The organism is Arthrobacter sp. 754, from assembly GCF_040548695.1.
Lineage (GTDB): Bacteria > Actinomycetota > Actinomycetes > Actinomycetales > Micrococcaceae > Arthrobacter.
This window is the reverse complement of the sequence record NZ_JBEPSC010000002.1, coordinates 232,536-255,582: the sequence shown is the minus strand read 5'-3', so window position 1 is coordinate 255,582 and position 23,047 is coordinate 232,536. Positions and strand designations below refer to the sequence as shown.

General features: G+C 66.7%; 23 protein-coding genes. 12 read left to right on the top strand and 11 right to left on the bottom strand.

The features are described from left to right. Positions 1–24: 24 nt before the first annotated feature. From ABIA70_RS06745 to ABIA70_RS06735, 3 genes are all read right to left on the bottom strand, one after another. Positions 25–1,023 carry a prenyltransferase/squalene oxidase repeat-containing protein gene (locus tag ABIA70_RS06745; RefSeq protein ID WP_354146822.1) on the bottom strand — a complete coding sequence of 333 codons (999 nt, stop codon included), beginning with the start codon at positions 1,021–1,023 and terminating at the stop codon, positions 25–27. 105 nt (positions 1,024–1,128) lie between these two features. Beyond that, positions 1,129–1,716 carry an SOUL family heme-binding protein gene (locus tag ABIA70_RS06740; protein WP_354146821.1) on the bottom strand — a complete coding sequence of 196 codons (588 nt, stop codon included), beginning with the start codon at positions 1,714–1,716 and terminating at the stop codon, positions 1,129–1,131. 118 nt (positions 1,717–1,834) lie between these two features. Then, positions 1,835–2,155, bottom strand: coding sequence for a GYD domain-containing protein (locus ABIA70_RS06735; RefSeq protein ID WP_354146820.1), 321 nt, complete (start codon positions 2,153–2,155; stop codon positions 1,835–1,837). Positions 2,156–2,360: 205 nt separating this feature from the next. Here ABIA70_RS06735 and ABIA70_RS06730 point away from each other — a divergent pair, with 205 nt between their 5' ends. After that, positions 2,361–3,113 carry an ArsR/SmtB family transcription factor gene (locus ABIA70_RS06730; RefSeq protein ID WP_354146819.1) on the top strand — a complete coding sequence of 251 codons (753 nt, stop codon included), beginning with the start codon at positions 2,361–2,363 and terminating at the stop codon, positions 3,111–3,113. 16 nt (positions 3,114–3,129) lie between these two features. Here ABIA70_RS06730 and ABIA70_RS06725 read toward each other — a convergent pair whose 3' ends face one another. Next, positions 3,130–3,801: a hypothetical protein gene (locus ABIA70_RS06725; RefSeq protein WP_354146818.1), complete on the bottom strand. Its 672-nt coding sequence runs from the start codon at positions 3,799–3,801 to the stop codon at positions 3,130–3,132. Positions 3,802–4,004: 203 nt separating this feature from the next. Between ABIA70_RS06725 and ABIA70_RS06720 the strand changes: the two genes are divergently transcribed. Continuing rightward, a complete protein-coding gene (locus tag ABIA70_RS06720; protein WP_354146817.1) occupies positions 4,005–4,685 on the top strand; it encodes a DUF998 domain-containing protein in 681 nt (226 codons plus the stop codon). Here ABIA70_RS06720 and ABIA70_RS06715 read toward each other — a convergent pair. Next, complete coding sequence (locus tag ABIA70_RS06715; RefSeq protein WP_354146816.1) at positions 4,682–6,046, bottom strand: aminotransferase class I/II-fold pyridoxal phosphate-dependent enzyme; 1,365 nt, start codon at positions 6,044–6,046, stop codon at positions 4,682–4,684. The genes ABIA70_RS06720 and ABIA70_RS06715 overlap by 4 nt on opposite strands. A 130-nt stretch (positions 6,047–6,176) precedes the next feature. On the opposite strand from ABIA70_RS06715, the gene ABIA70_RS06710 reads away from it, so the two are divergent. The 6 genes from ABIA70_RS06710 (at position 6,177) to ABIA70_RS06685 (ending at position 12,959) form a co-directional block, all read left to right on the top strand. Further along, positions 6,177–7,136 carry a substrate-binding domain-containing protein gene (locus ABIA70_RS06710; RefSeq protein WP_354146815.1) on the top strand — a complete coding sequence of 320 codons (960 nt, stop codon included), beginning with the start codon at positions 6,177–6,179 and terminating at the stop codon, positions 7,134–7,136. A 69-nt stretch (positions 7,137–7,205) separates the two neighbouring features. Continuing rightward, on the top strand, positions 7,206–8,141 hold the full coding sequence (locus ABIA70_RS06705) for an ABC transporter substrate-binding protein (RefSeq protein ID WP_354146814.1): 936 nt from the start codon (positions 7,206–7,208) through the stop codon (positions 8,139–8,141). Between the two features lie 26 nt (positions 8,142–8,167). Continuing rightward, positions 8,168–9,130 carry an amino acid ABC transporter permease gene (locus tag ABIA70_RS06700; RefSeq protein WP_354146813.1) on the top strand — a complete coding sequence of 321 codons (963 nt, stop codon included), beginning with the start codon at positions 8,168–8,170 and terminating at the stop codon, positions 9,128–9,130. Continuing rightward, the gene (locus tag ABIA70_RS06695; protein ID WP_354146812.1) at positions 9,127–9,933 is read left to right on the top strand and encodes an amino acid ABC transporter ATP-binding protein; all 807 of its coding nucleotides are present in this window, start codon (positions 9,127–9,129) and stop codon (positions 9,931–9,933) included. Before ABIA70_RS06700 ends, ABIA70_RS06695 begins: the two co-directional genes overlap by 4 nt. A gap of 37 nt (positions 9,934–9,970) precedes the next feature. After that, entirely contained in the window at positions 9,971–11,221 is a 1,251-nt protein-coding gene (locus ABIA70_RS06690; protein WP_354146811.1) for a M20 metallopeptidase family protein, read from the top strand. Between the two features lie 94 nt (positions 11,222–11,315). After that, positions 11,316–12,959 carry a serine hydrolase domain-containing protein gene (locus tag ABIA70_RS06685; protein ID WP_354146810.1) on the top strand — a complete coding sequence of 548 codons (1,644 nt, stop codon included), beginning with the start codon at positions 11,316–11,318 and terminating at the stop codon, positions 12,957–12,959. On the opposite strand, the gene ABIA70_RS06680 is transcribed toward ABIA70_RS06685, so the two are convergent. The 3 genes from ABIA70_RS06680 to ABIA70_RS06670 form a co-directional block, all read right to left on the bottom strand. Next, entirely contained in the window at positions 12,960–13,625 is a 666-nt protein-coding gene (locus tag ABIA70_RS06680; RefSeq protein ID WP_354146809.1) for an excalibur calcium-binding domain-containing protein, read from the bottom strand. A 45-nt stretch (positions 13,626–13,670) separates the two neighbouring features. Then, positions 13,671–14,771: a GmrSD restriction endonuclease domain-containing protein gene (locus ABIA70_RS06675; RefSeq protein WP_354146808.1), complete on the bottom strand. Its 1,101-nt coding sequence runs from the start codon at positions 14,769–14,771 to the stop codon at positions 13,671–13,673. A 399-nt stretch (positions 14,772–15,170) separates the two neighbouring features. Continuing rightward, positions 15,171–15,314, bottom strand: a complete 144-nt coding sequence (locus tag ABIA70_RS06670; protein WP_354146807.1) for a hypothetical protein — start codon at positions 15,312–15,314, stop codon at positions 15,171–15,173. Between the two features lie 138 nt (positions 15,315–15,452). On the opposite strand from ABIA70_RS06670, the gene ABIA70_RS06665 reads away from it, so the two are divergent. From ABIA70_RS06665 to ABIA70_RS06655, 3 genes are all read left to right on the top strand, one after another. Then, the gene (locus ABIA70_RS06665) at positions 15,453–18,131 is read left to right on the top strand and encodes a PEP/pyruvate-binding domain-containing protein (protein ID WP_354146806.1); all 2,679 of its coding nucleotides are present in this window, start codon (positions 15,453–15,455) and stop codon (positions 18,129–18,131) included. A gap of 7 nt (positions 18,132–18,138) precedes the next feature. Then, positions 18,139–18,735: a dihydrofolate reductase family protein gene (locus ABIA70_RS06660; RefSeq protein WP_354146805.1), complete on the top strand. Its 597-nt coding sequence runs from the start codon at positions 18,139–18,141 to the stop codon at positions 18,733–18,735. A 146-nt stretch (positions 18,736–18,881) separates the two neighbouring features. After that, complete coding sequence (locus ABIA70_RS06655) at positions 18,882–19,535, top strand: alpha/beta fold hydrolase (protein WP_354147327.1); 654 nt, start codon at positions 18,882–18,884, stop codon at positions 19,533–19,535. Positions 19,536–19,539: 4 nt separating this feature from the next. Here the strand turns inward: ABIA70_RS06655 and ABIA70_RS06650 are convergent, their stop codons facing one another. Beyond that, on the bottom strand, positions 19,540–20,487 hold the full coding sequence (locus ABIA70_RS06650; protein WP_354146804.1) for a 2-hydroxyacid dehydrogenase: 948 nt from the start codon (positions 20,485–20,487) through the stop codon (positions 19,540–19,542). 84 nt (positions 20,488–20,571) lie between these two features. On the opposite strand from ABIA70_RS06650, the gene ABIA70_RS06645 reads away from it, so the two are divergent. Further along, on the top strand, positions 20,572–21,021 hold the full coding sequence (locus tag ABIA70_RS06645) for an SRPBCC family protein (protein ID WP_354146803.1): 450 nt from the start codon (positions 20,572–20,574) through the stop codon (positions 21,019–21,021). On the opposite strand, the gene ABIA70_RS06640 is transcribed toward ABIA70_RS06645, so the two are convergent. Next, on the bottom strand, positions 21,005–22,258 hold the full coding sequence (locus tag ABIA70_RS06640; RefSeq protein ID WP_354146802.1) for a Vgb family protein: 1,254 nt from the start codon (positions 22,256–22,258) through the stop codon (positions 21,005–21,007). The genes ABIA70_RS06645 and ABIA70_RS06640 overlap by 17 nt on opposite strands. Before the next feature lie 46 nt (positions 22,259–22,304). Further along, on the bottom strand, positions 22,305–22,808 hold the full coding sequence (locus tag ABIA70_RS06635) for a GNAT family N-acetyltransferase (RefSeq protein WP_354146801.1): 504 nt from the start codon (positions 22,806–22,808) through the stop codon (positions 22,305–22,307). Positions 22,809–23,047 lie beyond the last annotated feature (239 nt).

Genomic DNA, 23,047 nt, shown 5'->3' with positions numbered 1-23,047 from the left:
GCGGCCGGGGTGGCGGTCGCCGCCTCAGTCACCCCACCGGGCTGAGGAGGGAACAGCGCTGTCCCACCACTCCAGCACGCGTGTCCCGTGGAAGGTGAGCCATTTGGACGGTTCGCCGGGGGCCGCGTCCACCTCGAACCAGACCCGCCCGGGATGGCGCCGCTCCTGCAGCCACGTCCCGTCCGCCTCCCGGCCGGACCGCACCACCTCGATGGCCGCGGCCAGCCGCGGGTCCGGCCCGCCGCCGTCGTGCAGGGCCGCTGCCCGGAAGTAGTCCGCCGCATTGAGCGCGCTGTAGAACCAGCGGAACGGGTACACGAACCGGGTCACCCACGGGCCCACGAACTCCCCCGTGGACCGGGTGTAAAGCAGCTGGCGTTTCAGCAGGTACTCCTCGCCGATGCGCCGGGCGGCATGGAGCTCACTGCTGCCACCGGTCACGGCCTCGTAGTAGAGCAGCCCCTTCAGCGCATTAATTGTGGAATGGAATGAGGACCGCCTGGACCCCTCCACCCACTCGCAGTTCCAGCCGCCGTCGGCCATCTGATGGTCCAGGAACCACCGGGCTATGCCGGTTACATCCGCGCCCAGCCATACGCCGTTGGCCAGCGTGAAGGCGTTGATGCAGCAGTCCACCTCGCCGCCCCAGTAGGGCAGGTCCTCATACTCCCAGCGGCTGTTGGCGTCGAGGAGTTCGGCGGTACCGGTGAGGGCTGCGGCGTCCAGGCCCCAGTCGCGGAGAGCGTTCAGGGACCAGGTGGTGGCGGTGTAGGGCTGCCCGGCGTCGTCCGCAGCTTCCGGGCCGTTGAAGTCGAAGTCCTTGGGGAAATAAGCCCCGCCGGCCCACTGACCGTCGGGTTCCTGCAGCGCGAGCAGCCTCGCGCCGAACCCTTCGATCGCAACGCGGGCCCGCGTGGCTTCCCACACCTCCGGGGGCTCGCCGGCGACATCGCGTTCGACCTGCCAGCGCAGCGCGGGGTCGGAGTCAAGCATCCAGTCAAGAAGGGCGGGATCCACGGCCATAGCGGGGAGATTAGCACGCCCCGCGAGACAATGCCCGCCCTAGTCGGTGCTGCAGAGGGGGCACCCCGACCGCGTTGCACGCTTGGACGGTGAATCACCTGCCGTTCAGGACTCGGAAGGTTCCTGCACGTCCTGGACTACCTCGTTGTGCCGCAGGAACCACGGCTTGAACGGCGGATCGAAGCGGGCAAACCGCGGCGGCCCTACGGCGGTCAGTCCGGCGAGGGTCAGCGCGACCTGCAGCCCCGTATTATGCCGGGCGAACGCCTTCTCCGAGCCAGTGCCGGAGAAGCGGACAGCTGCTGCGAGGGAGCCGGGTACGTCCCGGATTTTGACGTCGGGGTTGATCGGGGCCGGCGCCGTTTCGGCGGTCAGGCCGGCGGGGAGCACAAAGGCGACCACAAAATCAGCCGGCCCGTCGCTTCCTGCCAGCGGACCGCTCTGGATCACCGGGGCGGTCATCGCCAGCTTCCGCGACTGTGCCGCCTCCTGGACAACCGGGGCCGTCATGGCCAGCTTCTGCCGGGCGGTATTGCTGCCGCTGATGTAATTGAAAAGGTGCCGGAACGCAGCGTTGCCGGCACGGTCAAAGGTCGCGTTGACGTGGACCTCCGCGACAACATGCGCGGGATAGCGCCGCAGCTCGAAGTGCGGGTAGCTGCGCACCAGTTCGTACGGTTGCTGCTCAGTCATGGTCCTGTTGACCCTACGCCGCTCCGGAGGGAGAGGCCAGACCCAACCTGCGGCACCCGGGCCGCGCGCCGCCGTCGTACTTCCCGACGGCGGCCGCTGGCCAGGTGCCGCAGCCGGCCTACTGTCCCGGCGCCCGATAGGACGGTGTCTTCTTGGCTGCCTCGTCGATGTCCTCGACGGTCATGAGCGGCTTCAGGCGGACGTCGACGTTGCCTGTGGAGTTGATCATCAGGGAAAGGGCGGCGGCGTCCGCGGCGGTGGGAATATCAAAGACTCCGAGGACGTCGATGTCCCCGAAGGCATAGTAGAAACTGTCCAGCGTTCCCCCGACGGACTTGAGGGCCTCGACAACCGCGTCGCGGCGCCTGGTGCCGCCTTCCTGCATGAGTCCCTTGATTCCGTCACCCACATAGTTGGCTTCGAACAGATACTTGGTCATGGTTTTTCCTGTCCCGTGTTGTCCAGGACACGGGCATCCCAGCTTGCCTGGCGACCGGTGAGGGAGGGTCCTGGCCGGTCCCAAAGCGGGGCCGTGGCCATAGCCTAGGCCCCTGTCCTGTGCACTGACAACAGCTTCCGCAAAGTCCCGGACGGCCTGCCGGAAACGCTGGACATGTGACCAATCAGTCACCTATTCTGAAGGTGTGGACGCCGTATTCAAGGCCCTCGCCGACCCCACCCGCAGGGAGCTCCTCGATGAGCTTTTCCGGGAAGACGGGCAGACCCTCCATGCACTCGAGGTGCGCTTCGAGATGACCCGCTACGGGGTCATGAAGCACCTCAGGCAGCTGGAGGACGCCGGCCTGGTGGTCACCCGCCGCCGGGGCCGGGAGAAACTCCACTTCCTGAATCCGGTGCCCATCCGGCTCGTCCACGACCGCTGGGTGAGCAAATACGCCGAACCATGGGCCGCTGGCCTCAGCGACCTCAAAACCAGATTGGAAAGTCCCATGGAAAAGATCTTCGAAATCTATATCAAGACCACTCCGGAGCGGCTCTGGGAAGCCATCACGGACAGCGAGATCCGCAGCAAATACCACTTTGGCAACTCCATCAATTCCGAATGGAAGCCGGGCGGAAGGTTCGAGATGGGCAACCCCAAAGCCGGCGCGCTGCTGGGCGAGGGCGAGAACATCGAAGTCGACCCGCCGCGGAAGCTCGTCCAGACCATGACCGCGCTCTGGGGCGAGGACGTCAAAGCCGAAGGCACCTCACGCATCACCTGGGAAATCGAGCCGGTGGGCGACTCCTGCCACCTCACCGTCACCCACGACCAGCTCCGCGAAGGCGCCAACGACCAGCTCTACGGCGGCTGGCCGATGATCCTCTCCGGCCTGAAGACCTGGCTGGAAACCGGCGAACTGCTCACCACCCCGGGGTCCCTGATGTACACCTGAGCCGGAAGCGCTGCGGTCAGTCCGTGGCGTGCGGTGCGTTCAGTTCGCCTGCAATCTTCGCTTCCAGCGCCGCCACCGTGGCTTCGGGCAGGACGATGAGACCGTCCAGTTCCCGCCGGGCGCGCTTGTACGCGGTTTGCCGTTCGGCAGGTGTGGCCGCGTTGTCGGAGGCGATGTTGAGCAGCTTCCTGGCCCTCGCCAGGCGCTGGCGTTCCGGCTCAGTGAAGTTGTGGTCCTTGATGCGTTTGGCTTCGCGCTCCGCAACGTCGAAGGCCAGCTCAAAGCCGTGAACGGCAGTCCGGTACTCCGCCAGCCGGGCCGGCGTCGTCATGTCGGCCGGGGCGGCCGGGCGCAAACCGTCCGCGGCTTTCTTGGCCCGGAGGAAGGCGACAGTCAGGGGTTCGCGTACATCCGTCATAACCGGGAAATCGATGAGTTTCCCGACGTCGAGCTCGTAGTCCAGCCACCGCCGGTTCACGGCGTCGTGCGATGCCATCAGGGCGGCAACCTCGGCCTGGCTGGCCCGTTCCGCCTGCACCGTCTGGTTCTTAAGTTTGTAGAGCTCCACGCGGCGGCGGTGCCGGCGTTCGCTGGCTCTGGACCACTGCCGTGCCCACCCGCCGGCCAGTCCGCTGAGGGGGAAGGCGAGCCACCAGTAGTGGCGAAGGAAGTCGAAGAACTGGTCCACGGATTCATCCTCCCACCGCCCCGCCGCACCCGAAAGCTTCCCCAAAGACAACTCTGGGGCCGGCAGGCCAAGGCCGTTTGCCCCTAGCGGCACCCGGCGACGCGGGGCAGGTTGAACGGGTAGGACGCACACGCGTGGGGCGGACGCCCGCGGGCCCCGGCGCCAATCTCCTGTCAGGCCGCGGGCTCTGAGGACATCCGGAAATGTCAATCGATAAGCACCGGCTTCCGCAGCTCAGGCGGGCAGCCCAGCCCGGAAGCCGACGTCAGGACGTGCTCCGCAAGGGGCTGCTGGCCGCGGGGGCGCTGTCCTCCCTGTCCTACGTGGTTGCCACGGACGTACTGGCGGCATCCCGGTGGGAGGGTTACCGCGGCACCGAACAGATGGTGAGCGAACTGTTCGCCGTCGGCTCCCCCGGCCGCGACGTCCTGGTCCCGTTCACATGGCTGTACACGCTGCTGTTCACAGTTTTCGGCGTCGGCGTCTGGATTTCCGCGCGCGGCAACCGCGCCCTGCGGACCGGCGGCGGCCTGCTCATCGCCTACGGGCTGTGGAACATCGTGGGGGGCTTCTATCCGCTGACGCTCGGTGAGGAAGCTTCCGTTCCCATGCATATCGTGGCCACCAACGTGCAGCTTGCCCTCATGGTCGCGGCAATGTCCTTTGTGGCTGCCGGGTTCCACGGCCGGATGCGTTGGTACTCGATCGCCTCGCTGGCCGTTTCCGCGGTGATGGGCATGGTCGCGTTCATGGCGGCCCCGGGACCTAACCTCGTCCTGGGCATCGGCGAGAGAATCAGCATCGGCGTGTTTCTGCTCTGGGTCGCGGTCCTCGCCGTGGCGCTGTGGAAGCGGCCTGCAACGGGCGGGGAAGCGAACGCCTAAAGCGCCCGGGACGCCATGGCGTACAGGTCGGCAACCTCGTCCGGCCGTTCCAGCTGCCTGCCGATCGCCAGGCGGATGCTTTGCCGGTGGCCGCCGCGGATCGCCCCGCCCGAGGCACCGCCGGCCGCGACACCGTGCGATGCGAGCACCAACAGTGCCTGCTGCTCGTTGAGCACCGGCACCCACAGCCCCAGCCCGTCGTCGTGGCTTTCGACCATCACCCCGCGGTCGGCGAGAAGTTTCGCCATCTGGGTCCGGCGCTTGGCGTATTCCGTGCGCGCATGTTGTACCTGCGCCTTGACGGCGTCGTCGGTCAGCATCCATGCCAGCGCATTCTGCAGCGTCCGGCTGGTCCAGCCTGCCCCAAACTGCCTGTAGAGCCTGGCCCTTTCCATCGGCTCGGCCGGACCGCCCACGACAGCAAGCCGGAGGTCCGGGCCGTGGGATTTGGAGTAGCTGCGGACCAGCACGGTCTGTGATGGAAGGAGCGCGCCCAGGCCCGCATACGGACCGAGCGCGAGGTCCCCCAGACCGTCATCCTCAATGATCAGAACCCGCGTGTCCCGCAGGACGTCAGCAATCAGATCACGACGCGCGGGCGTCATGTTGGTCCCCGACCGGGAGTTTGCGCACGGTTCGTAGATGAATGCGACGGGCTGCTTGGTGAGCGCCTGCTTCAGGGAGTCAGGGACAGGACCGTCCGCGTCGGTGGCGACCGGAACAACCACGACGCCGGCCAGCTCAAGGATGTCCAGCAGCCGCGGGGTTGCCGGGTCCGCCACCGCAACATGCTGCCCCGGCAGGATGCTCGACGACACAAGCAGCAGGATGCCTTCATACCCGCCGTTCACTGCGAGCCAGCTGTCCGGTTCCCATCCCCACGTGGGCGCCACGGCTTTCATCAGGGCAGGCGTGATTCCCGGCCGGCGGTAGGAATTCTGGTCAGGATCCGGGGCCGCGTTGGCAACAGCATGCGCCAGATCTGGCAACAGCAGCGGATCGGGCGCGGCCAGCGTCAGGTCCAGCACGTCGCCCTGCCAGTACCTGGAGACATTTTCAAACCTCTGCGGGGCCAGCAGGGCTGGACGCTCGAGGACGCGGATCCCCTGCCGTCCTGACCCTTCGATCACCCGCTGTTTCCGCAGAATGTTCCACGCCGCAGAGACCGTTCCGGGGCTCACGGCCAGCCGGGCGGCAAGGGCCCTGACCGTGGGCAGCTGGACTCCGGCTGCTACCTCGCCCGCCCGGATCAGCTGCGTGACGGTGCTGGCAATTCCCGTGGCCGACGCCTCCGAAATTTGGGCGCTGAGCCACGCCGCCGACAGGTGTGTTCCTTCGGCGGTCACCTCTACAGATTCCATTCAAACCCCTTTAGTTATGTTCAGTAACATATACCCTCTTGTGCCAGTTGCGCAACTGAACATACGGTGTTGTCCATAACCCACATCGCATCGGTCTGGTGGCAACAGAGATCGCAGTTAGGAAACTCCAGTGAAACGAATTCAGTTGGCCACCCGGAATTGGGACCACATGATCCCATTGGCCTTGGGCGACGTGCCCCAGGAACGTTACGCATTTGAGCGCCGGGAGATCACCCCGGACCTCTGGTCCGAGCCGGGGCTCGACGGCGGCGAGACCTCGTTCAGCCGCTACATCAGGGCCCGCGCTGCCGGCGATTACTCGGTCACCGCGCTGCCCGTCTTCATCATGCGGGGCTTCCGGCACCGGTGCATCATCACCCGAACCGAATCGCCGTTCGAGACGGCCGCGGACCTCCGCGGCGCACTGATAGGGCTCACCGGATGGGTGGACACCGGCAACACGTGGACCCGCGCCGTCCTCCGCAGGGCCGGCGTGGGCATCGCGGACGCCGAATGGCGCGTTGGCCGGCTCACCGCCGGTCACCCGATCCAGGACAGGATCGGCACCGCGGTGCCGGACAACGTGCAGCCGTGTGAAAACGAAGAGCCCATGGTGGACATGCTCCTCCGCGGGGCACTGGACGCCGTGATGACGCCATTCATGCCGGCAGGATTCTACGAACCGGGCTCTCCCTTGCGAACGCTCTTCCGGGACTCCCGCGCCGCCGAAGAGGACTACTACCGGTCAACGGGCTACGTGCCCGGGATCCACTTGCTGGCAGTACAGACCCGGGTGCTCGAGGAAAACCCGTTGGCCGCCCAGGAGCTGGTGGACCTTTTTGAGTCCTCCCGGATCCTGAGCGACAGCCGCCGCGGGAAACTCCAGGACATCACGCCGTGGCAGAACGAGGCCCTTGCCGAGACCACCCGGGTGTTTGGTTCTAACTGGATGGCAACCGGTTGGAAACACAACGAATCTATGATCAATGACCTCCAGACCGAGATGATCGCCCAGGGTCTGCTGGCAAGCCCCTTGGCCGACGACGCCCTCTTCCCCTTCAAGCCCGAACCGTCCGAAGTTTTGTCCTGACTCACCCCGGCGGCGACCCCCCACGCCGCCTCTTCGCCCATGAATCCCCAAGGCAGACAGGTATTGAAAATGAAAACCGTGAACATGATGACATCAAGCAAACTCGGTGCCGCAGCGGCCGTCATCGCCCTTGCCCTGACAGGATGTGCGGTCGACGCCAGCCCCGCAGGCTCCACCACCGGAACCGCCGCAAGCTCGGCCGCACCCCAGGCCTTCAGCCAGGAACTGCATGATGCCCTGCCCGACAAGATCAAAACGGCCAAGAAGATTGTGGCCGTCAACAACGGCTCCTTCCCCCCGTACACAATCGTCGGTGCCAACGGCGAAATGGACGGCGCAACAGCGGACATTTCCAACGCCATGGGAGAACTCCTGGGCGTCGAGATCGAACACGTCACCGTCGATGGGCTGGCCAGCGTCCTCGGCGGCATGGCGGCCAACCGGTATGACGTGGACCTCGGCCCAGTCGGCGATTTCAAAGAGCGCCAGAAACAGGGAACGTTCGTCGACTGGGTCCAGGAATTCGTGGTCTTCGCCGTCCGGAAGGGAAACCCCGCCGGCATCTCGAATCTCGAATCGACGTGTGGAAAGAAAGTCTCCGTCATGGCCAGCGGCTCCGCCGAAAAGGTCATCAAGGCCCAGTCGGAGAAATGCACGGCGGCCGGCAACCCCGCCATTGATGTGCAGTCCTACAAGGACCAGCCGACGGCGATCCTCTCCGTCCAGTCAAGCCGCGCTGATGCCTTCTTCTCTTCACAGGCACCCCTGACGTACTTCGTGGAACAGTCCAACGGCGCTCTGGAACTGACAGGCACCGGCGAGAAGAACGGCTTCGACGACCTCTTCCAGGGCGCCGTGGTCCCCGTTGACTCGCCGATGGCGGACGTCCTGCTCAAGGCGTTCAACATTCTGTACGAAAACGGAACCTACGAAAAGATCATGAAAGACCACAAGCTTGACGGCAACATGATTGACGAACCCGGACTGAATCTGGGTGTCTCCTGATGGCAACACTGACAGGAACGACCCCCGTGACTGAATCCCAGCTCGACGTCTCCAACGCCTCCCGCCGCAAGCACCCCTGGCGACTCGTTGCCGTCGGCGTCATAGCAGTACTCGCGGCGCAACTGCTCCAGCTCTTCATCACCAACGAGCGGTTCGCGTGGGGAACAGTCGCCAAGTACCTCTTTTCCGACGTCATCTTCAAGGGCCTGCTGATGACCCTTGGACTCACCGTAGTGGCGATGCTCCTGGGCACCGTCCTGGGCGTCCTGCTGGCCATCTGCCGCATTTCCAAGAACCCGGTCCTGAGCGGCTTCGCGGCAGGGTACATCTGGTTCTTCCGCGGAACACCGCTCCTGGTCCAGCTCATCTTCTTCTACAACCTTTCGGCCCTGGTTCCCCAGCTCTCCTTCGGCATCCCGTTCGCACCGCCGATGTGGTCCACGGAAACAAACTCCGTGGTCACTCCGATGCTTGTGGCCATCCTGGGCCTGGGACTCCACGAGGCCGCCTACATGGCGGAGATTGTGCGCGGCGGGCTGCTCTCGGTCGACCCGGGCCAGCGCGAAGCCGGCTATTCGGTGGGAATGACGAACTACCGCGTCATGCGGCGCGTGATCCTCCCCCAGGCAATGCGGTTCATCATTCCGCCCACGGGCAACCAGGTCATCAGCATGCTGAAGGCAACCTCCCTGGTGAGCGTGATCGCCATGGCGGACCTCTTCTACACCGCGCAGTCCATCTACAACCGGACCTTCGAAACCATTCCGTTGCTGCTCGTGTCCGTGATCTGGTACCTCGTCCTGACCACACTGCTCAACATCGGCCAGTCCTTTATTGAACGGCACTATTCCCGCAGTTCCAAGCGGGACGAACCTGGATTCTTCCAGTTCCTGACCGGCGGGTTCAAGCGTCCCGCAAAGCCTGCAGCCGCACCCGCCGCGTCCCAAAGCGCGCAGGTTCCCGCCAAAGACAACGGAGAAATACTGTGAGCCAGACAGTGACAGCGCCCAGCCAAACACCAGCCCTGACCAACCCTCCCGTCCTCGTGGCGAAAGCAGTACGGAAGAGCTTCGGCCACACCGAGGTCCTGTCCGGCATCGATCTGGAAGTCACCCAGGGTGAAACCGTGGTCATCCTTGGGCCCTCAGGGTCCGGCAAGTCCACCTTCCTGCGGTGCATCAACCTCCTGGAGGACCTGAACGGCGGCCGGATCCTGGTCGACGGGAAAGACGTGGGCTTCGAGGAGAAGCACGGCCGGCTCCATGAACTGGCCCCGAGCCAGGTGGCCCGCCGGCGCCAGGACATCGGAATGGTGTTCCAGCAGTTCAACCTCTTCGCCCACATGACCGTCCTGCAGAACATCATTGAAGCCCCTGTGGGCATCAAGAGGGAATCCCGGGCCGAGGCGACACTTCGGGCCAGGAAACTGCTGGCCCAGGTCAACCTTGAGGGGAAAGAAGACGCCTATCCCCGCCAGCTCTCCGGCGGACAGCAGCAGCGTGTGGCCATCGCCCGCGCTCTGGCCATGCGCCCCAAGCTCATGCTGTTCGATGAGCCAACCTCGGCCCTGGACCCGGAGCTTGTTGGCGAGGTCCTGGCAACCATGCGCGAGCTGTCAGCCACCGGCCTGACCATGGTGGTGGTCACCCACGAGATCAGCTTTGCCCGCGAGGCAGCCGACCGCGTGGTCTTCATGGACGGCGGCGTTGTGGTAGAGCAGGGCACGCCTGAGCAGGTCATCGGCAACCCGCAGCACGAACGGACGCGCAGCTTCCTGGCGCGCTTCCTCTAGATCGACAAGCGTCAACATCAGACCGGAGAAATTCCCCATGACCAGCACGATTACTGCAAGCACGCCCACAGACGTCATCGGAGAGGCATTAGGGAAAGACACATCGCTGGCCGGCGACTTGGTTGCGTTCCGGCGGGAAATGCACGCCGATCCAGAACTGGGTTTGGAACTGCCCCGCACCCAGGGCCGCGTGCTGGAAGCCCTGCGCGGCCTGGACCTGGAGATCACCCTCGGCACGAACTCCACCTCGGTAGTGGCGGTACTGCGCGGCGGCCTGCCGTCCGCACCCAGCGTCGGGCGTTCCTCTGTTCTCCTGCGGGCCGACATGGACGGCCTTCCCATCACGGAGAAAACCGGTGTGTCCTTCGCCTCCGCCAACGGGGCCATGCACGCCTGCGGGCACGACCTCCATACCGCCGGACTCATCGGGGCCGCCAAACTGCTGCATTCCGTCCGTGACCAGCTCCCCGGCGACGTCATCTTCATGTTCCAGCCGGGCGAGGAAGGGCACGGCGGCGCCGAGATCATGATCGCCGAAGGTGTCCTCGACGCTGCGGGGCCGCATCCCATCGCGGCCTACGGAGTCCACATGGCCTCCGACGCCCCGGCCGGCCTGTTCACCACACGCCCGGGTCCGTACATGGCAGCCATGGGCGAACTGCAGGTGGAGGTCCTGGGACGGGGCGGACACGGATCTCGTCCCTTCCAGACGCTGGATCCCGTGCAGGTTGCCGCCGAGATGGTGGGTGCCCTGCAGACGTTCGTGACGCGCCGGTTCAACGTTTTCGATCCAGTCATCCTCACGGTGGGAAAGTTCAACGGTGGAACTGCGGCCAACATCATTCCGGATACAGCTGCCTTCACGGCAGGGGTGCGGTCCTTCAGCCCGGGGGTGGGAGCGCGCCTGCATAAGGAACTTCCGGATATGCTGCGCGGGCTGGCCGAGGCACACCAGCTCACGGCGAATGTCTCCTTCACGCCGAAGCTGCCCGCCACCATCAACAACAACGACGAAGCCCTGTTCTGGGAGCAGACGGCCACCGCGCTTTACGGGCAGGACCGATTTGAACTCCTCGCCCACCCGAAGGCAGGCTCCGAGGACTTCTCCTGCGTCCTCCTTCAGGTCCCGGGGGCCTTCGGCCACCTTGGGGCAGGCTCACCCGACATGGACCCGAAGGACTGGGCACCGATCCATTCGGCACGGGCAGTATTTGACGACAGTGTGCTGCCGGACCAGGCACGGTTCCTGGCAACCCTGGCGCTGAACAGGCTTCGCGCCGAGGTGTGAGGGAGGCGGGCTCGTCCCAGGGCCTGAACGCATTGTGTTCCACCTGCCGAGGCCCTACCGTGTAGGGACGGTCGGCTGAAGTGCAGGTGCGGGCATGCGAGCGAATTCCTGGTCATCGCGCTGCTTCCTGATGTGCCTCATGGCTGTGGGAATTCTTGGTGGCTCCGCCATCCCGACGTCGGCACCGGCTACTGGTGTTCCGCCGTCGACGGAAGCCGCGGACCCGGAGCAGACCTATCCTGCAGTGGACGCGTTCCTGCGGGAGCAGCTGGAGGTGCTCGGGGTCCCGGGCGCCGCTGTCGCCGTCGTCCGGGATGGGGTCCAGGTGCACTCCGCGGCGTTCGGCCGCGCCGATGACGCCGGGCGGCCGATGACAGCGCAGACGCCGGTGCTGCTGGCCTCCACCAGCAAATCCCTGACGTCGATCGCCGTGATGCAGCAGGTGGAGGCCGGCAGGCTGCGGCTGGATGAGCCGGTGCAGACCTACCTGCCCTGGTTCACGTTGGACGACAAGCGCTCGTGGGCGATCACGGTGCGCCACCTGCTCCACCAGGCCAGCGGCATGTCGTCCCGCGACACGGCCTTCGAAGCTTCCCTCGCCCAGGATCCGGAGGCACTCGAAGAAGGGGTCCGCGCCCTGTCAGATTCGCCTCTGGCCGGAGCACCGGGCCAGGGTTTCCGCTACGCGAGCGCCAACTTCAACGTCCTGGGGCTCCTGGTGCAGACCGTCTCCGGCCAGCCCTTCGCGGAGTACATGGAGCAGAACGTCCTCGGGCCGCTGCAGATGTCCCACAGCCACCCGGCGCGGGTTGACGCACGGGCGGACGGCGCGGCCGCCGGTTACTCCCGCTGGTTCGGCTCGTTCTGGCAGCAGACGGAGGTTCCGGCGCCCACCACGGGTATGCCGTCCAGCACCATGTACGCCTCGGCCGAGGACCTGGGCCATGTGCTGATGGCACTGCTCGACGGCGGCCGGTACGGTGACGAGCGAATCCTCCAGGCCGAGAGCGTTGCGGCGATGTTCGAGCCCCGGGTGCGGGTAGAGGGCACCAAGCAGTATGCCATGGGCTGGTTCACGCGGCCGCTGGTGGAGTCGGTGGATCCTGCAGCGGCGTCCGATTCCGCTGCACTGCCGCTGCTGCTTGAGCACCAGGGCGAATGGGGCAACAGCCACACGTATCTGGGCCTGGTTCCATCCTCAGGTTTAGGCATCGCCCTGGTCATCAACGGCAACGACGCTGCCGCCCCATCACGGCTAAAGGCCATCGACACCAACCTGCTGCGGATCCTCCACGGGCACTCCCCCATACCGGCTGTGGTGCACGAGGACTGGCTGCAGCAGTACAGCTGGGCTGTGTCGCTGGCCCTGCTGCTCGCGGAACTGCTGAGCCTGTGGTTGGCGCTGCGGTTCCTGCTGCGCGAACCTTCTGCTGCGGGGCGTCTTGGGGCTCCCCTCGCATTCGGAGCCGCGGCCCTCGCCCTCGACGCGTTCGCCCTGTGGCTGTGCCTCATCTACGCCCCGGCACGTTTCGACACCCACCTGACCGTGATCATCCGCCAGTTTCCCGACGTCGGCGTTTCGATAGTGCCGGTTCTCGCGCTCGCCATCATCTGGCCGGTTCCGCGGACGGTGTGGATGCTTACCGAAATGTGTTCAGGCCCGCGGAGGCCTGCCATCCCGAACTTTCAGCGGCAGGGCTGGTTTCGCCCAGCCCTGCCGCTGAAAGTCACGTCGTGACTACTTATCGCAGCCGATGCCGTCGCGGTCCCGGTCGAGGTGCGTCCCGTAGCCGGGCGTACCTGCGTAAACCGGAGCTGCGCCGGCAGCCTTGGCCGCAGTGCAGTTCGCGTAGTAAACCTCGGCCGGTGCTTGGACTACGGGTGCCGGCTTCACAGCAGCTTGCTGGGCAGCCTGCTGTGCGGCCGCTTCGGCGGCCTTCTGGGCGGCCATCTGCTGCGCGGCTGCCTGATCTGCCGCGGCCTTGGCGACCGACGCCTTTGCTGCAGCAGCAGCCTCAGCTGCCACCTTGTCTGCGGCGGCCTTATCCGCCGCAGCCTTTTCCGCAGCGGCCTTGTCATCAAGGTTCGTCACGCCGAGGTGCACGGCGGAACGCTTCGCCACCTGCGCGCCTGCAGCGCCGTCTTGGGAGGTCACCTGCCAATTTTTCTTGATGATGATGGACTTGCCTTTGGCGGTGTCCACGGCTTTTACCTCGAACCCGAGATCTTCCAGCTGATCCGTCGCTTTATCCAGCGTCAGGCCCATCACGTCTGGAACCGTGACCGTCTCTGCAACAGCTGCAACAGCAGTTGGGGTGGCTGTTGGCTGCGTTGCCGACTGCTTGCCACCGCATCCCGTCAGCATGAGGCCGGTCAGCACAAGCACTGTGAGAGTCTTCTTCATTTTTCCCCCTTGGAAAGTTTGGAACATTGGAGTGATGGAATTGGTCTAGCTCTCGCAGGCCACGCCGTCGGCGTCGCGGTCCAGCGCAGTCCGGTAGCCGGCCTGCCCGGCAAAGATCGGCGCCGCGCCTGCGGCCTTGGCCGCCGTGCAGTTGGCGTAGTAGACGGCGGCGGGCGCTGCCGGAGCAGGTGCCGGCACAACCGGCGCCGGAGCAACAGGTGCGGGTGCCACAGCCGCCGGCGCGGGAACTGCCGGGGCCGCCGCCACGAACGGCGCCTTCTCAGTCGCGGGTGCCGGCGACGGAGCAGCCGGTGCCTGCCCGTTTGTGGGTGCGAGCTGGCCGGAACAGTCGGCCAGGATCCTGGCCATCGCGTCATGCTCCGCCTGCGTGACCCACAGGCTGTACGTTGCCTTCACCGAGATCTGCCGCGCCACGTATTCGCACCGGAAGCCCTTGTTCGGCGGCAACCAGGTGGCTGCATCGCCGTCGCCCTTTTTCATGTTGGTGGGGCCGTCCGTCGCCTGCAGGTTCAGCGGGTCATTGGCGAACGCGGTCCGCTGCTCCGTGGTCAGCTGCTGCGCGCCTTTCTGCCAGGCGTCGCTGAGGGCAACAACGTGGTCGATCTGGACGGCGCTGCTGGTTGCGTTGCCCCGCAGGAAGCTGATGGTGGCGCCCGTGTAGGGGTCCGCCAGCGTCCCGGACTGCACTTTGCAGGGGACGCTGTTGGTGTAAGTAATCCCGGTCAGGTCGCGCTTGAGGGTGTCATTCCGGGTGTCGCAGCCGTTGCGGTCAACGTCCGCCCAGGCCTGCCCAAAGAGCGAGCGGTCATATCCGGTCTTCGGTGCCCGGCCCTTGATGGGAAGGGCAACCAGCAGGTCGATCGCTGTGGTGACAAAGGCGGGCTGCGACTTCGGAGCCGCTGCGCCGTTCCCAACCAGGGAAGGGTTCTCCGGGTCGAGCGGGGCGCCCGTCGCCTGGCCCGTTGGAGCGGACGACGGCGAGGCCGTCACCTCCGCGGAAACCGCTGCGCTGTCCGGCGAGCCTGTCTGGAAAGTTCCCGTAGTGGCCTCCGGCTGCGCGAGGCAGCCAGCTAACGGGAGGGCAAGGGACAGAGCAAGGGCAATGGTCCCTGCTGCGCGCTTCACCGGGAACCACGCTGTGGAAACATGCGGCCTGCCTGGTGGCACTGGCCTGGAACCGGCAAGTCCCAGAGCACTTGGAACCTCATTGTTCGACATTATTTTCCCCAATAATAAAGCCCGACAATTTGCCGGGCTCTATTACCCTGTCGAAAGCTGCGTCAAAAAGGATCCTATTTCTCCCGCGGCGGGGAACAGCGGTTCTTGGCTGATCCTGGCACAACATTGATTGAGACTTGAGCTGATCTTGAGGTAATAAGTCATCCAGGAATTCACGGCTTTAATTATTGGAAAATAGTTGCCAGAAAGCGCTAAGGCGACCGGCGCTGCCACCCGTGCGCCGCCGTCGTAATTCCGACGGCGGCTGTTGCCTGCGTGCCCCGACCCGCCAGACGCTCCGAGGCGTCAGGAGACGCGGCGGAATTCGCCCGGCCGGAGCTGGACGTGGAGGGGCAGCACCAGCTGGATATGGGTGTCGCCGATGGGCTTGTCGAGCAGCTCGTTGATGGAGGTCTGCCCTTCCAACTCGCTGCACTGTTCCTTGCCCATGGATTGACCCTATGCGCCACGGCGGGACTGAATCCTCAGACACGCTGGGCTATGGCCTCCTTCAGGCGGCAGTGCCAGTATGTGGAGAATCAGGTTCGCTCAAACGCCCCAAAGGCGGGGCAGTGAGGACGCGGAATCATGACCTACGTCAACAACCTGGGCGAAGTAGGACCTGGCGACATCGCCGCGGCAGGCGGCAAGGCCGTGGGGCTCGGCGGCCTCATCCGGGCCGGGCTGCCGGTGCCCCCGGGGTTTGTGCTGAACACCGACGCCTATTCGGCTTTCGTGGAGGAAAACCACCTCGAATCCGGCATCCAGGAGTTCGCCGCGCTCCCAAAGGATGCGGCGCCGCAGGACTACGCGGACGCCTCGGAGCGGATCCGGAATCTGTTCGAAGGCGGCACCATGCCGGCCGACATGGCAGCGCAACTCGGCGCCGCCTACGAGGCTCTCGACGGCGGGGACACGGCCGTTGCGGTGCGCTCCTCCGCCACGGCCGAGGACCTCGCCGCGGCCAGCTTCGCCGGGCAGCAGGAGACCTACCTGAACGTCCGCGGGGCCGGGGCATTGTCCACGGCCGTCATCGGCTGCTGGGCTTCCTTGTGGACGGCGCGGGCCATGGCCTACCGCGCCCGGGAAGGCATCGCGCCGGACACGGTGCGCCTCGCCGCCGTGGTCCAGCAGATGATAGATGCCGAAGCCGCCGGGGTGATGTTCACGGCCAATCCGGCCAACGGGCGCCGCGACCAGATTTCGATCAGCGCCGCCTGGGGCCTCGGCGAGTCCGTGGTCAGCGGAACTGTCACCACCGATGACCTGGTTGTCGAAGCCGGGACCGGCAATGTGCTGTCGCGGCAAACGGCGGACAAGGCAATCATGACTGTCCCTTCAGAGCACGGCACCCGGGAGCAGCCCGTGCCGGCGGACCGCCGTCGTTCGCCTGTCCTTGATGACCGCGCCGCCGCCGAACTGGCCGGCTATGGACAACGGATTGGAGATCATTTCGGGGCGCCGCAGGACATCGAGTGGGCGCGGGCAGGCGGCAGGTTCTTTATACTGCAGTCCCGGCCCATCACCGCGCTCCCGGAGCCGGCGCCCGAGACTCCGGACACCTGGCCCGTGCCCTATCCGAAGGGTCTCTACTTCCGGGCGAGCATCGTCGAACAGCTGCCCGACCCGCTCTCGCCGCTCTTTGCGGACCTCATTGCCGGCTCGGTGCCCCGCTCACTGCGAGCCCTGCTGGCCGGCGCCCTGGGCAAGAACATCATCCGCGAGGACGACGTCAAAATGCCCACCATCAATGGGTACGCCTATTACTACTACCGCACCGCGGGAATGTTCCGCATGCTGGGCATGACGCCGACGGCGGTCCGCGCGCTTGCCCGCGGCCAGGCACACATGGGCGTGGCTGGCTGGCGCGAATACTCGCACCCCAAGTACGAACGGGAGATTACGGACTGGCAGGCGAAGCCCGTCGCGGAGCTCTCCGGTGAGGAGCTGCTCGAGGGGGTGCAGGCGCTGCTGGATGCCGGCACCGTTTACTACACGGCCGTGCAGTCGGTCATTCCGCTCGCCGCCAGCAGCGAACTGTCCTTCCGGGCGTTCTATGACAGGTTCGTCCGGCGCGATGGGGACCCCCCGGCCCTGACGTTCATCCTCGGTTACGACAGCGAACCCATCCGGGCGGAAAAGTCGCTGTACGACCTCGCAAGCTGGGCCCGCGGCGTTCCCGGGCTGGCGGCGTCGCTCCTCGATGAACCAACGACGGCGCTGGCCGGGTCCCAGCGCACCGGCGCCCCGCCTGCGGGGTTCGATCCGGCGTTGTGGCAGCAGTGGCATCCCCGCTTCCAGGACCATCCGGACCGGTTCGGCCATGCCGTCTACAACCTGGACTTCGCCACCCCGGTGCCGGCCGACGATCCGTCGGCGCTGCTGGGGACGGTGAAGTTCTATCTGCGCGGGCAGGGCACTGACCCCTACGAGCGGCAGCGGCGCTCCGCCGAACGCAGGGAGAACCAAACCCGGCTGGTCAGCACCCGCCTCGGGCCCCGCCGCCGGGCCGCGTTCCTCCGGCTGCTCCATTGGGCGCAGACCACCGCCCCGATCCGAGAGGATGCACTGGCCGACGTCGGGCTGGCGTGGCCGCTGCTGCGGCGCATGCTGCTCGAACTCGGCCGGCGGCTGGCGGACTCCGCTGTCATCGCCGAGCCCGCGGACGTGTTCTGGCTGCGGCACCATGAGCTGCGCAGCGCCGTCGAGTTCGGCCTGGCCGCACCGGGGGCAACTGCAGCCGTGGCGATTACCGGAGCGGACCGGCCCGTCCGCGCCGCCGCCGTCGAGGACCGCAAAATGCTCTGGCGGGGCCAGCTGAAGGCCGCTGCCCCCCAGATGCTCCCCGAGAACCGGTGGATGGACAAGGCGTTCGGATCGATGATGCCTGCGGGCCCGCAGCAGAAGCCGGGCGACGTGATCAAAGGCACGGGCGCGAGCTCAGGCCGGGTGACTGCTCCGGCCCGCGTCCTGAGGGGGCCGGAAGATTTCGCCCTGATGCTGCCCGGTGAGGTCCTGGTGGCCCGCATCACCACCCCCGCGTGGACCTCGCTGTTCGCGATGGCCTCCGCTGTGGTGACCGATGTGGGCGGGCCGTTGAGCCACAGCTCCATCGTGGCCCGCGAGTACGGCATCCCCGCGGTGCTCGGCACCGGCGTGGCCACCCAGCGTCTCACCAGCGGCCGGCAGATCCGCGTGGACGGCGACGCCGGCACCGTCACGATCGAGCATCCGGGCCCTACTCAGGGCCATGAACGGGTGGCATGATGAGCCCATGAGCCGAGTCACGTGCGATCTGACCATCTCCCTCGACGGCTTCCTCGCCGGCCCGAACCAAAGCATGGCCGAACCGCTGGGCGAGGGCGGAGAGCGCCTGCACAGGTGGCAGTTCGAAGAAGCCGAGGCCAACGCGGCCGCACGCGCAGGCATCCTCGAGGCGGGCGCCTTCATCATGGGCCGGAACATGTACGCCGGGCCGGGACCCGGACCGTGGGCTGAAGACTGGCGGGGATGGTGGGGCGAGGAGCCGCCCTATCACGCACCCGTGTTCGTCCTCACCCATCATGCGCGGGCGCCCCTGGAGATGGAGGGCGGCACTACGTTCAACTTCGTGACGGACGGGATTGATTCGGCGCTTGCCCAGGCCCGGGACGCGGCTGGCGGCAAGGACGTGGCGGTTGCCGGCGGGGCGCAGACCGCCCGGCAATTCCTTTCGGCCGGGCTGATCGACGAGCTGCGGCTCCACATCGCGCCCATGCTCCTGGGGGCAGGCGAGCGGCTGCTCGACGGCGTCGGGAACCTCACGCTTGAGCCGACGGAAGTGAGCGGCACCGGCCTGGTCACCCACATCCGCTATCAGATCACCCGCTGAGCGGCCATGGAGTCCGAGGTCCGTGGCCTCACGCTCCGCACCGGCATCTCCGTGCCCTGCCGCACCGACGGCGATGCCGGCGCGGAACCGGTGCTGCTGCTTCACGCGTGGGGCGAATCCCGCGGCAGCTTTGACCGCCTGATCCCCTGCTGACCGGCTTCAGGGTCTACGCGCCGGATCTCCGCGGGCAGGGCGACGCGGACAAACCGGAGGGCGGCTATTCCCTGGCTGAACAGGCCGAGGACGCCGCCGCGGTCCTGGACGCCCTCCACGTGCCGCGGGCCGCCGTCGTCGGCTCCTCCAGCGGAGGCTACGTCGCCCAGCAGCTGGCCGTTACTCATCCCGGAAAGGTAACGGCAATGGTGCTGGTCGGCTGTCCGCTGAGCCTCCAGGGGCGGCCCGGTTTCGCCGACGAAGTGGACCGCCTGACGGACCCGCTGGACGAGGACTGGGTACGGGATTCCCTGTCCTGGTTTCCCATGCACCACGAGGTCCCGGCGTGGTACATCCAGGACCGCGTGCGCGACGGCCTCAGGATGCCCGCCCACGCCTGGAAGGGCATCCTGAACGGACTGTGCAACGCAGCGCCGCCAACGGAAGCGGGAACCATCAGTGCGCCAACGCTGATTCTCTGGGGCGCCCGGGACACCCTGCTGCCACTGAGCGGCCAGGAAACCCTTGCCGCTCGGATCCCCAGCTCAGTGCTGAAGGTTTATCCCGATGTGGGGCACCTGATGCTGTGGGAGTGCCCGGAGCAGGTGGCAGCGGATACGACGGCGTTCCTTGCGTCCCTCGGCTGATCAACTACCGCCCGGCAGCCCCGCCCAGCACCACGTTCACCGGTTCCTGTCCGGACTGCAGCAGCCCGATCTGCTTCCGGATCAGCCGTGCCACCCGCGGCAGCATGGCCGAACTCGCACCGCCGACGTGCGGGGTGATCAGCACGCCCGGCACGTTCCACAGCGGGTGGTCCTGCGGCAGCGGCTCCGGATCCGTCACGTCCAAAGCCGCACGGAGCCTGCCGGAAGAAGTCTCCCGCAGCAGGGCTTCGGTGTCCGCCACGGGCCCGCGGGCCACGTTCACCAGCAACGCGCCGTCAGCCATCGCCGCCAGGAACCGGCCATCTACCAGATGCCGGGTCTGCTCGCTCAGGGGAACGCTGACCACCACAATCTCGTGCAGCGGCAACTGCTCGTACAGGGACTCAAGACCGTAGATCCTGCCGCGCTCATCGTCGCGGCCGCGGCTGGCCAGCCGGGTCACCTCGGTCTCGAACGGCAGCAGCCTGGCCTCAATCGCCTTCCCCACTCCCCCGTAACCCACCAGCAGCACGCGCCTGTCGGCCAGGCTGGGCCGCATGCGGTTGTCCCACGTCCCGGCGGCCTGGTTGCGCGCAAACTCGGCCATGCCGCGCTGGCTGGCGATCATCATGCCCACGGCGAGTTCCGCCGTCGACGTCTCATGCACTCCGGCCGCGTTCGCGAAAACGCACCCTTCGGGCAGGACGTCCGCCACGCCGTCGTACCCAATGGACTGGCTCTGCACCAGCCCCACATCGACGCCCTTCAGCGCGGCCAGCCCGTCCGGCTTGCCCATGTACGGCGGCACCAGCAGATCGATCCTGCCCTCCGGGGCGGGACCGCTGAGGTCCCACAGGAAAAGTTCGACGCCGGACGGCGGCTCGAGTGCCGCCAGCAGGTTCTGATCGGGCAGGCTGACCCGCAGTTTCCGTGACTTGGCCAGATCGGGCATGGGTGGCTCCTTCTCTCAGTTCACCTGACAGTTAACCAGCCTTGCGGCCTTCCGTCCCTGTCCGGCGGATGCCACAGTTGGACAATGACTGAGCAAACCGGCGGGCTGGTCCTTAATCTGGAGTACATGCTCGCCGCTCCCCCGGACCGCACCTTCAGGATGCTCACGGAATCAGCCGAACTGGTGAAGTGGTGGGGGCCGCACGGCTTCATCATCCCCGCAGCCGATGTGAACCTCGTGGTGGGCGGCCGCTACCGGTTCCGGATGACGCCGCCGGACGGCGAGCCCTTCCACTTGTCCGGCGAGTACCTGGAGATCGACCCGCCCTGGCGCCTCGTCTACACGTTCAACTGGGAGGAGCCCACTCCGGACGACGCCGAAACCGTGGTGGACCTCTCGCTCGGGAGCGCCGGAACCGGCACCCGGCTGGTGCTCTCGCAGGGGCCGTTCCGGACCGAGGAGCGGCTTGCGCTGCACCGGGACGGCTGGACAGAATCCTTCGAGAAGCTGCGTTCGGTCACGGACCCTGGCTGAGAGTCCACGCCGGAACCTCCGGCCGGTCCTTCCGCCGGCGCCGTGCCACCGCTACCAGGGCAGCGGCACCGCCGAGGAACACCACCGCTGCCGCGGCGGCAACTGCCGGAAGTCCCGGTGAGGCGACGGCGCCCGAAGCACCAACGTCGCCCGAGGCACCAACGTCAGCCGCAACGCCGCCGGCCGGCACCCCTGCGGTAGCCGGGGCGGACCCGTCCGGCGTCGGGCCAATCACGGTCAGGGACCTGCCGCCCCTGTTGACCACCACCACTGATCCGTCGGCCCGGACTGCCATCCGCCCCGGGTCCTCCCCGGTGGGGATGGTTTCCGCGGCGGCCGCAGCGCCGGCCGGGATGACCGAGACCGTGTTGTCCGTGCTGTTTGACACGTAGACCGTGCCGTCCGGGGCGGCAACCACCTCCTGCGGTGCGCCGCCCACGGGGATCCGCCGGGCCACTGCAGTGCCGCCGGGTTCGATGACCGCGACGTCGTTCGTCAGGATGTTTGCCACATAGACGGTTCCGTCCGGCGCGGCCGCGATGCCGTGCGGGTGCGCTTTCGCCCCCACGCTGATGGTGTGGGACGGGCTGGGCGATCCCGCGGGGATTACCGTGACTGTGCCCTCATACTCGTTGGCGGTGTAGAGTGTCCCGTCTTTGGCCACCGTCACCTGGACCGGGTACGGCCCCGCCTGGATGGTGCGCTCTGTCCAGGACGCACCCGGCGGGACCACGGAGACGCTCCCCTCCGCCGGATTGGCCACATACAGTGATCCGTCGGGTCCCGCCGTGAGCCAGTGCATGCCCGCGCTCACGGCGATGGCAAAGTCCGTTGTGGCTGCTCCGGCAGGAACCACGCCGATCTCCGCCTGTCCCGAGTCGGTTGTCTGCCGCACGTACAGCGTCCCGTCCGGCGTCACCGCCAGCGACGACGGGAAGCGCCCCACGGTGACGGTGCGCAATGCCCGGGTCTCGCCGGGTTTGAACACGGCGACGCCGCCCGCCCAGTGGTAGTCGCTGACGTACAGCGTGCCGTCGGGCGCGGACACCACCCCCAGGGGCTGGAGTCCGGCGTCGACCAGAGTTGATTCGGTGGCCGTTGATTCGGTGGCCGTGGCGTCGTCGGCCGACGCTGGTAGTGCGACGACGGCGGGAGCCAGCAGGAGCCCCGCGGCGACCAGCAGCGCGGTCCCGGCGCGCAAGGTGCGGAGCGCACGGTGCAGCAGCAAATTGTTCATCAGTTTCCCCCAAAACCGCTGCCGACCTGCGGCAACGCTTCCGATCCTACCTGTCGGCCGCGGGCCGGACCATCCGCAATTCGGACAGTTCCTCCCATTCGGGCGGCAGCAGCCCGCGCTTCCCGTCGGGGCGGAAGCCGTGCTTGCGGTAGAAGGCGAGCGCCCGCGGATTGTCCTCCAGCACCCAGAGATAGGCCGGGCTGTCGCCGATGGCGGCACGCAGCAAGGCGGCACCCAGCCCGCTGCCGTGCGTCCGCCGAAGGGTGTACAGCGAGTACAGCTCCAGCGCCTCGGGTCCGTCCTCATCCCGTCCCGGCCCGGCGTCGGCGAACCCCACCAGTTCACCGTCCGCGTCGAAGGCGATGATCCTTGGGTCGGAGCCTGCCAGGGAGGGCCGACGGCGTTCCACCCGTTCGGGAATGCTGGCACGCCGGCTGCGGAAGAACTCCGCCGACAACATGTCTCCGTAGCACTCCTCGTGAACCAGGGTGTGCATGAGCACCAAAGCCTCTGCGTCCTCGGGAGTGGCTTGCCGGATGCGATAGTCCATCAGCCCAGCCTAGCCAGCATCTTCACCCGGCCCGGGCAGGGCATTCAGGCCCCCAGACACCCTCGGCGCGGGGGTCCCTGCCCTGCCGGCCCTGATCGCCCTGCCGTTCTGAGGGAGGGTAGCCCGGTTCGTTGACACCCCGGGGCGGCGGGCATGTACTTAAATTGGCTCGCCAAGTAGAGCCAAAAAACCACGAAGCGGCCCACGCTTCCGTGCGGCCGCCTTTAACCACATGGAGG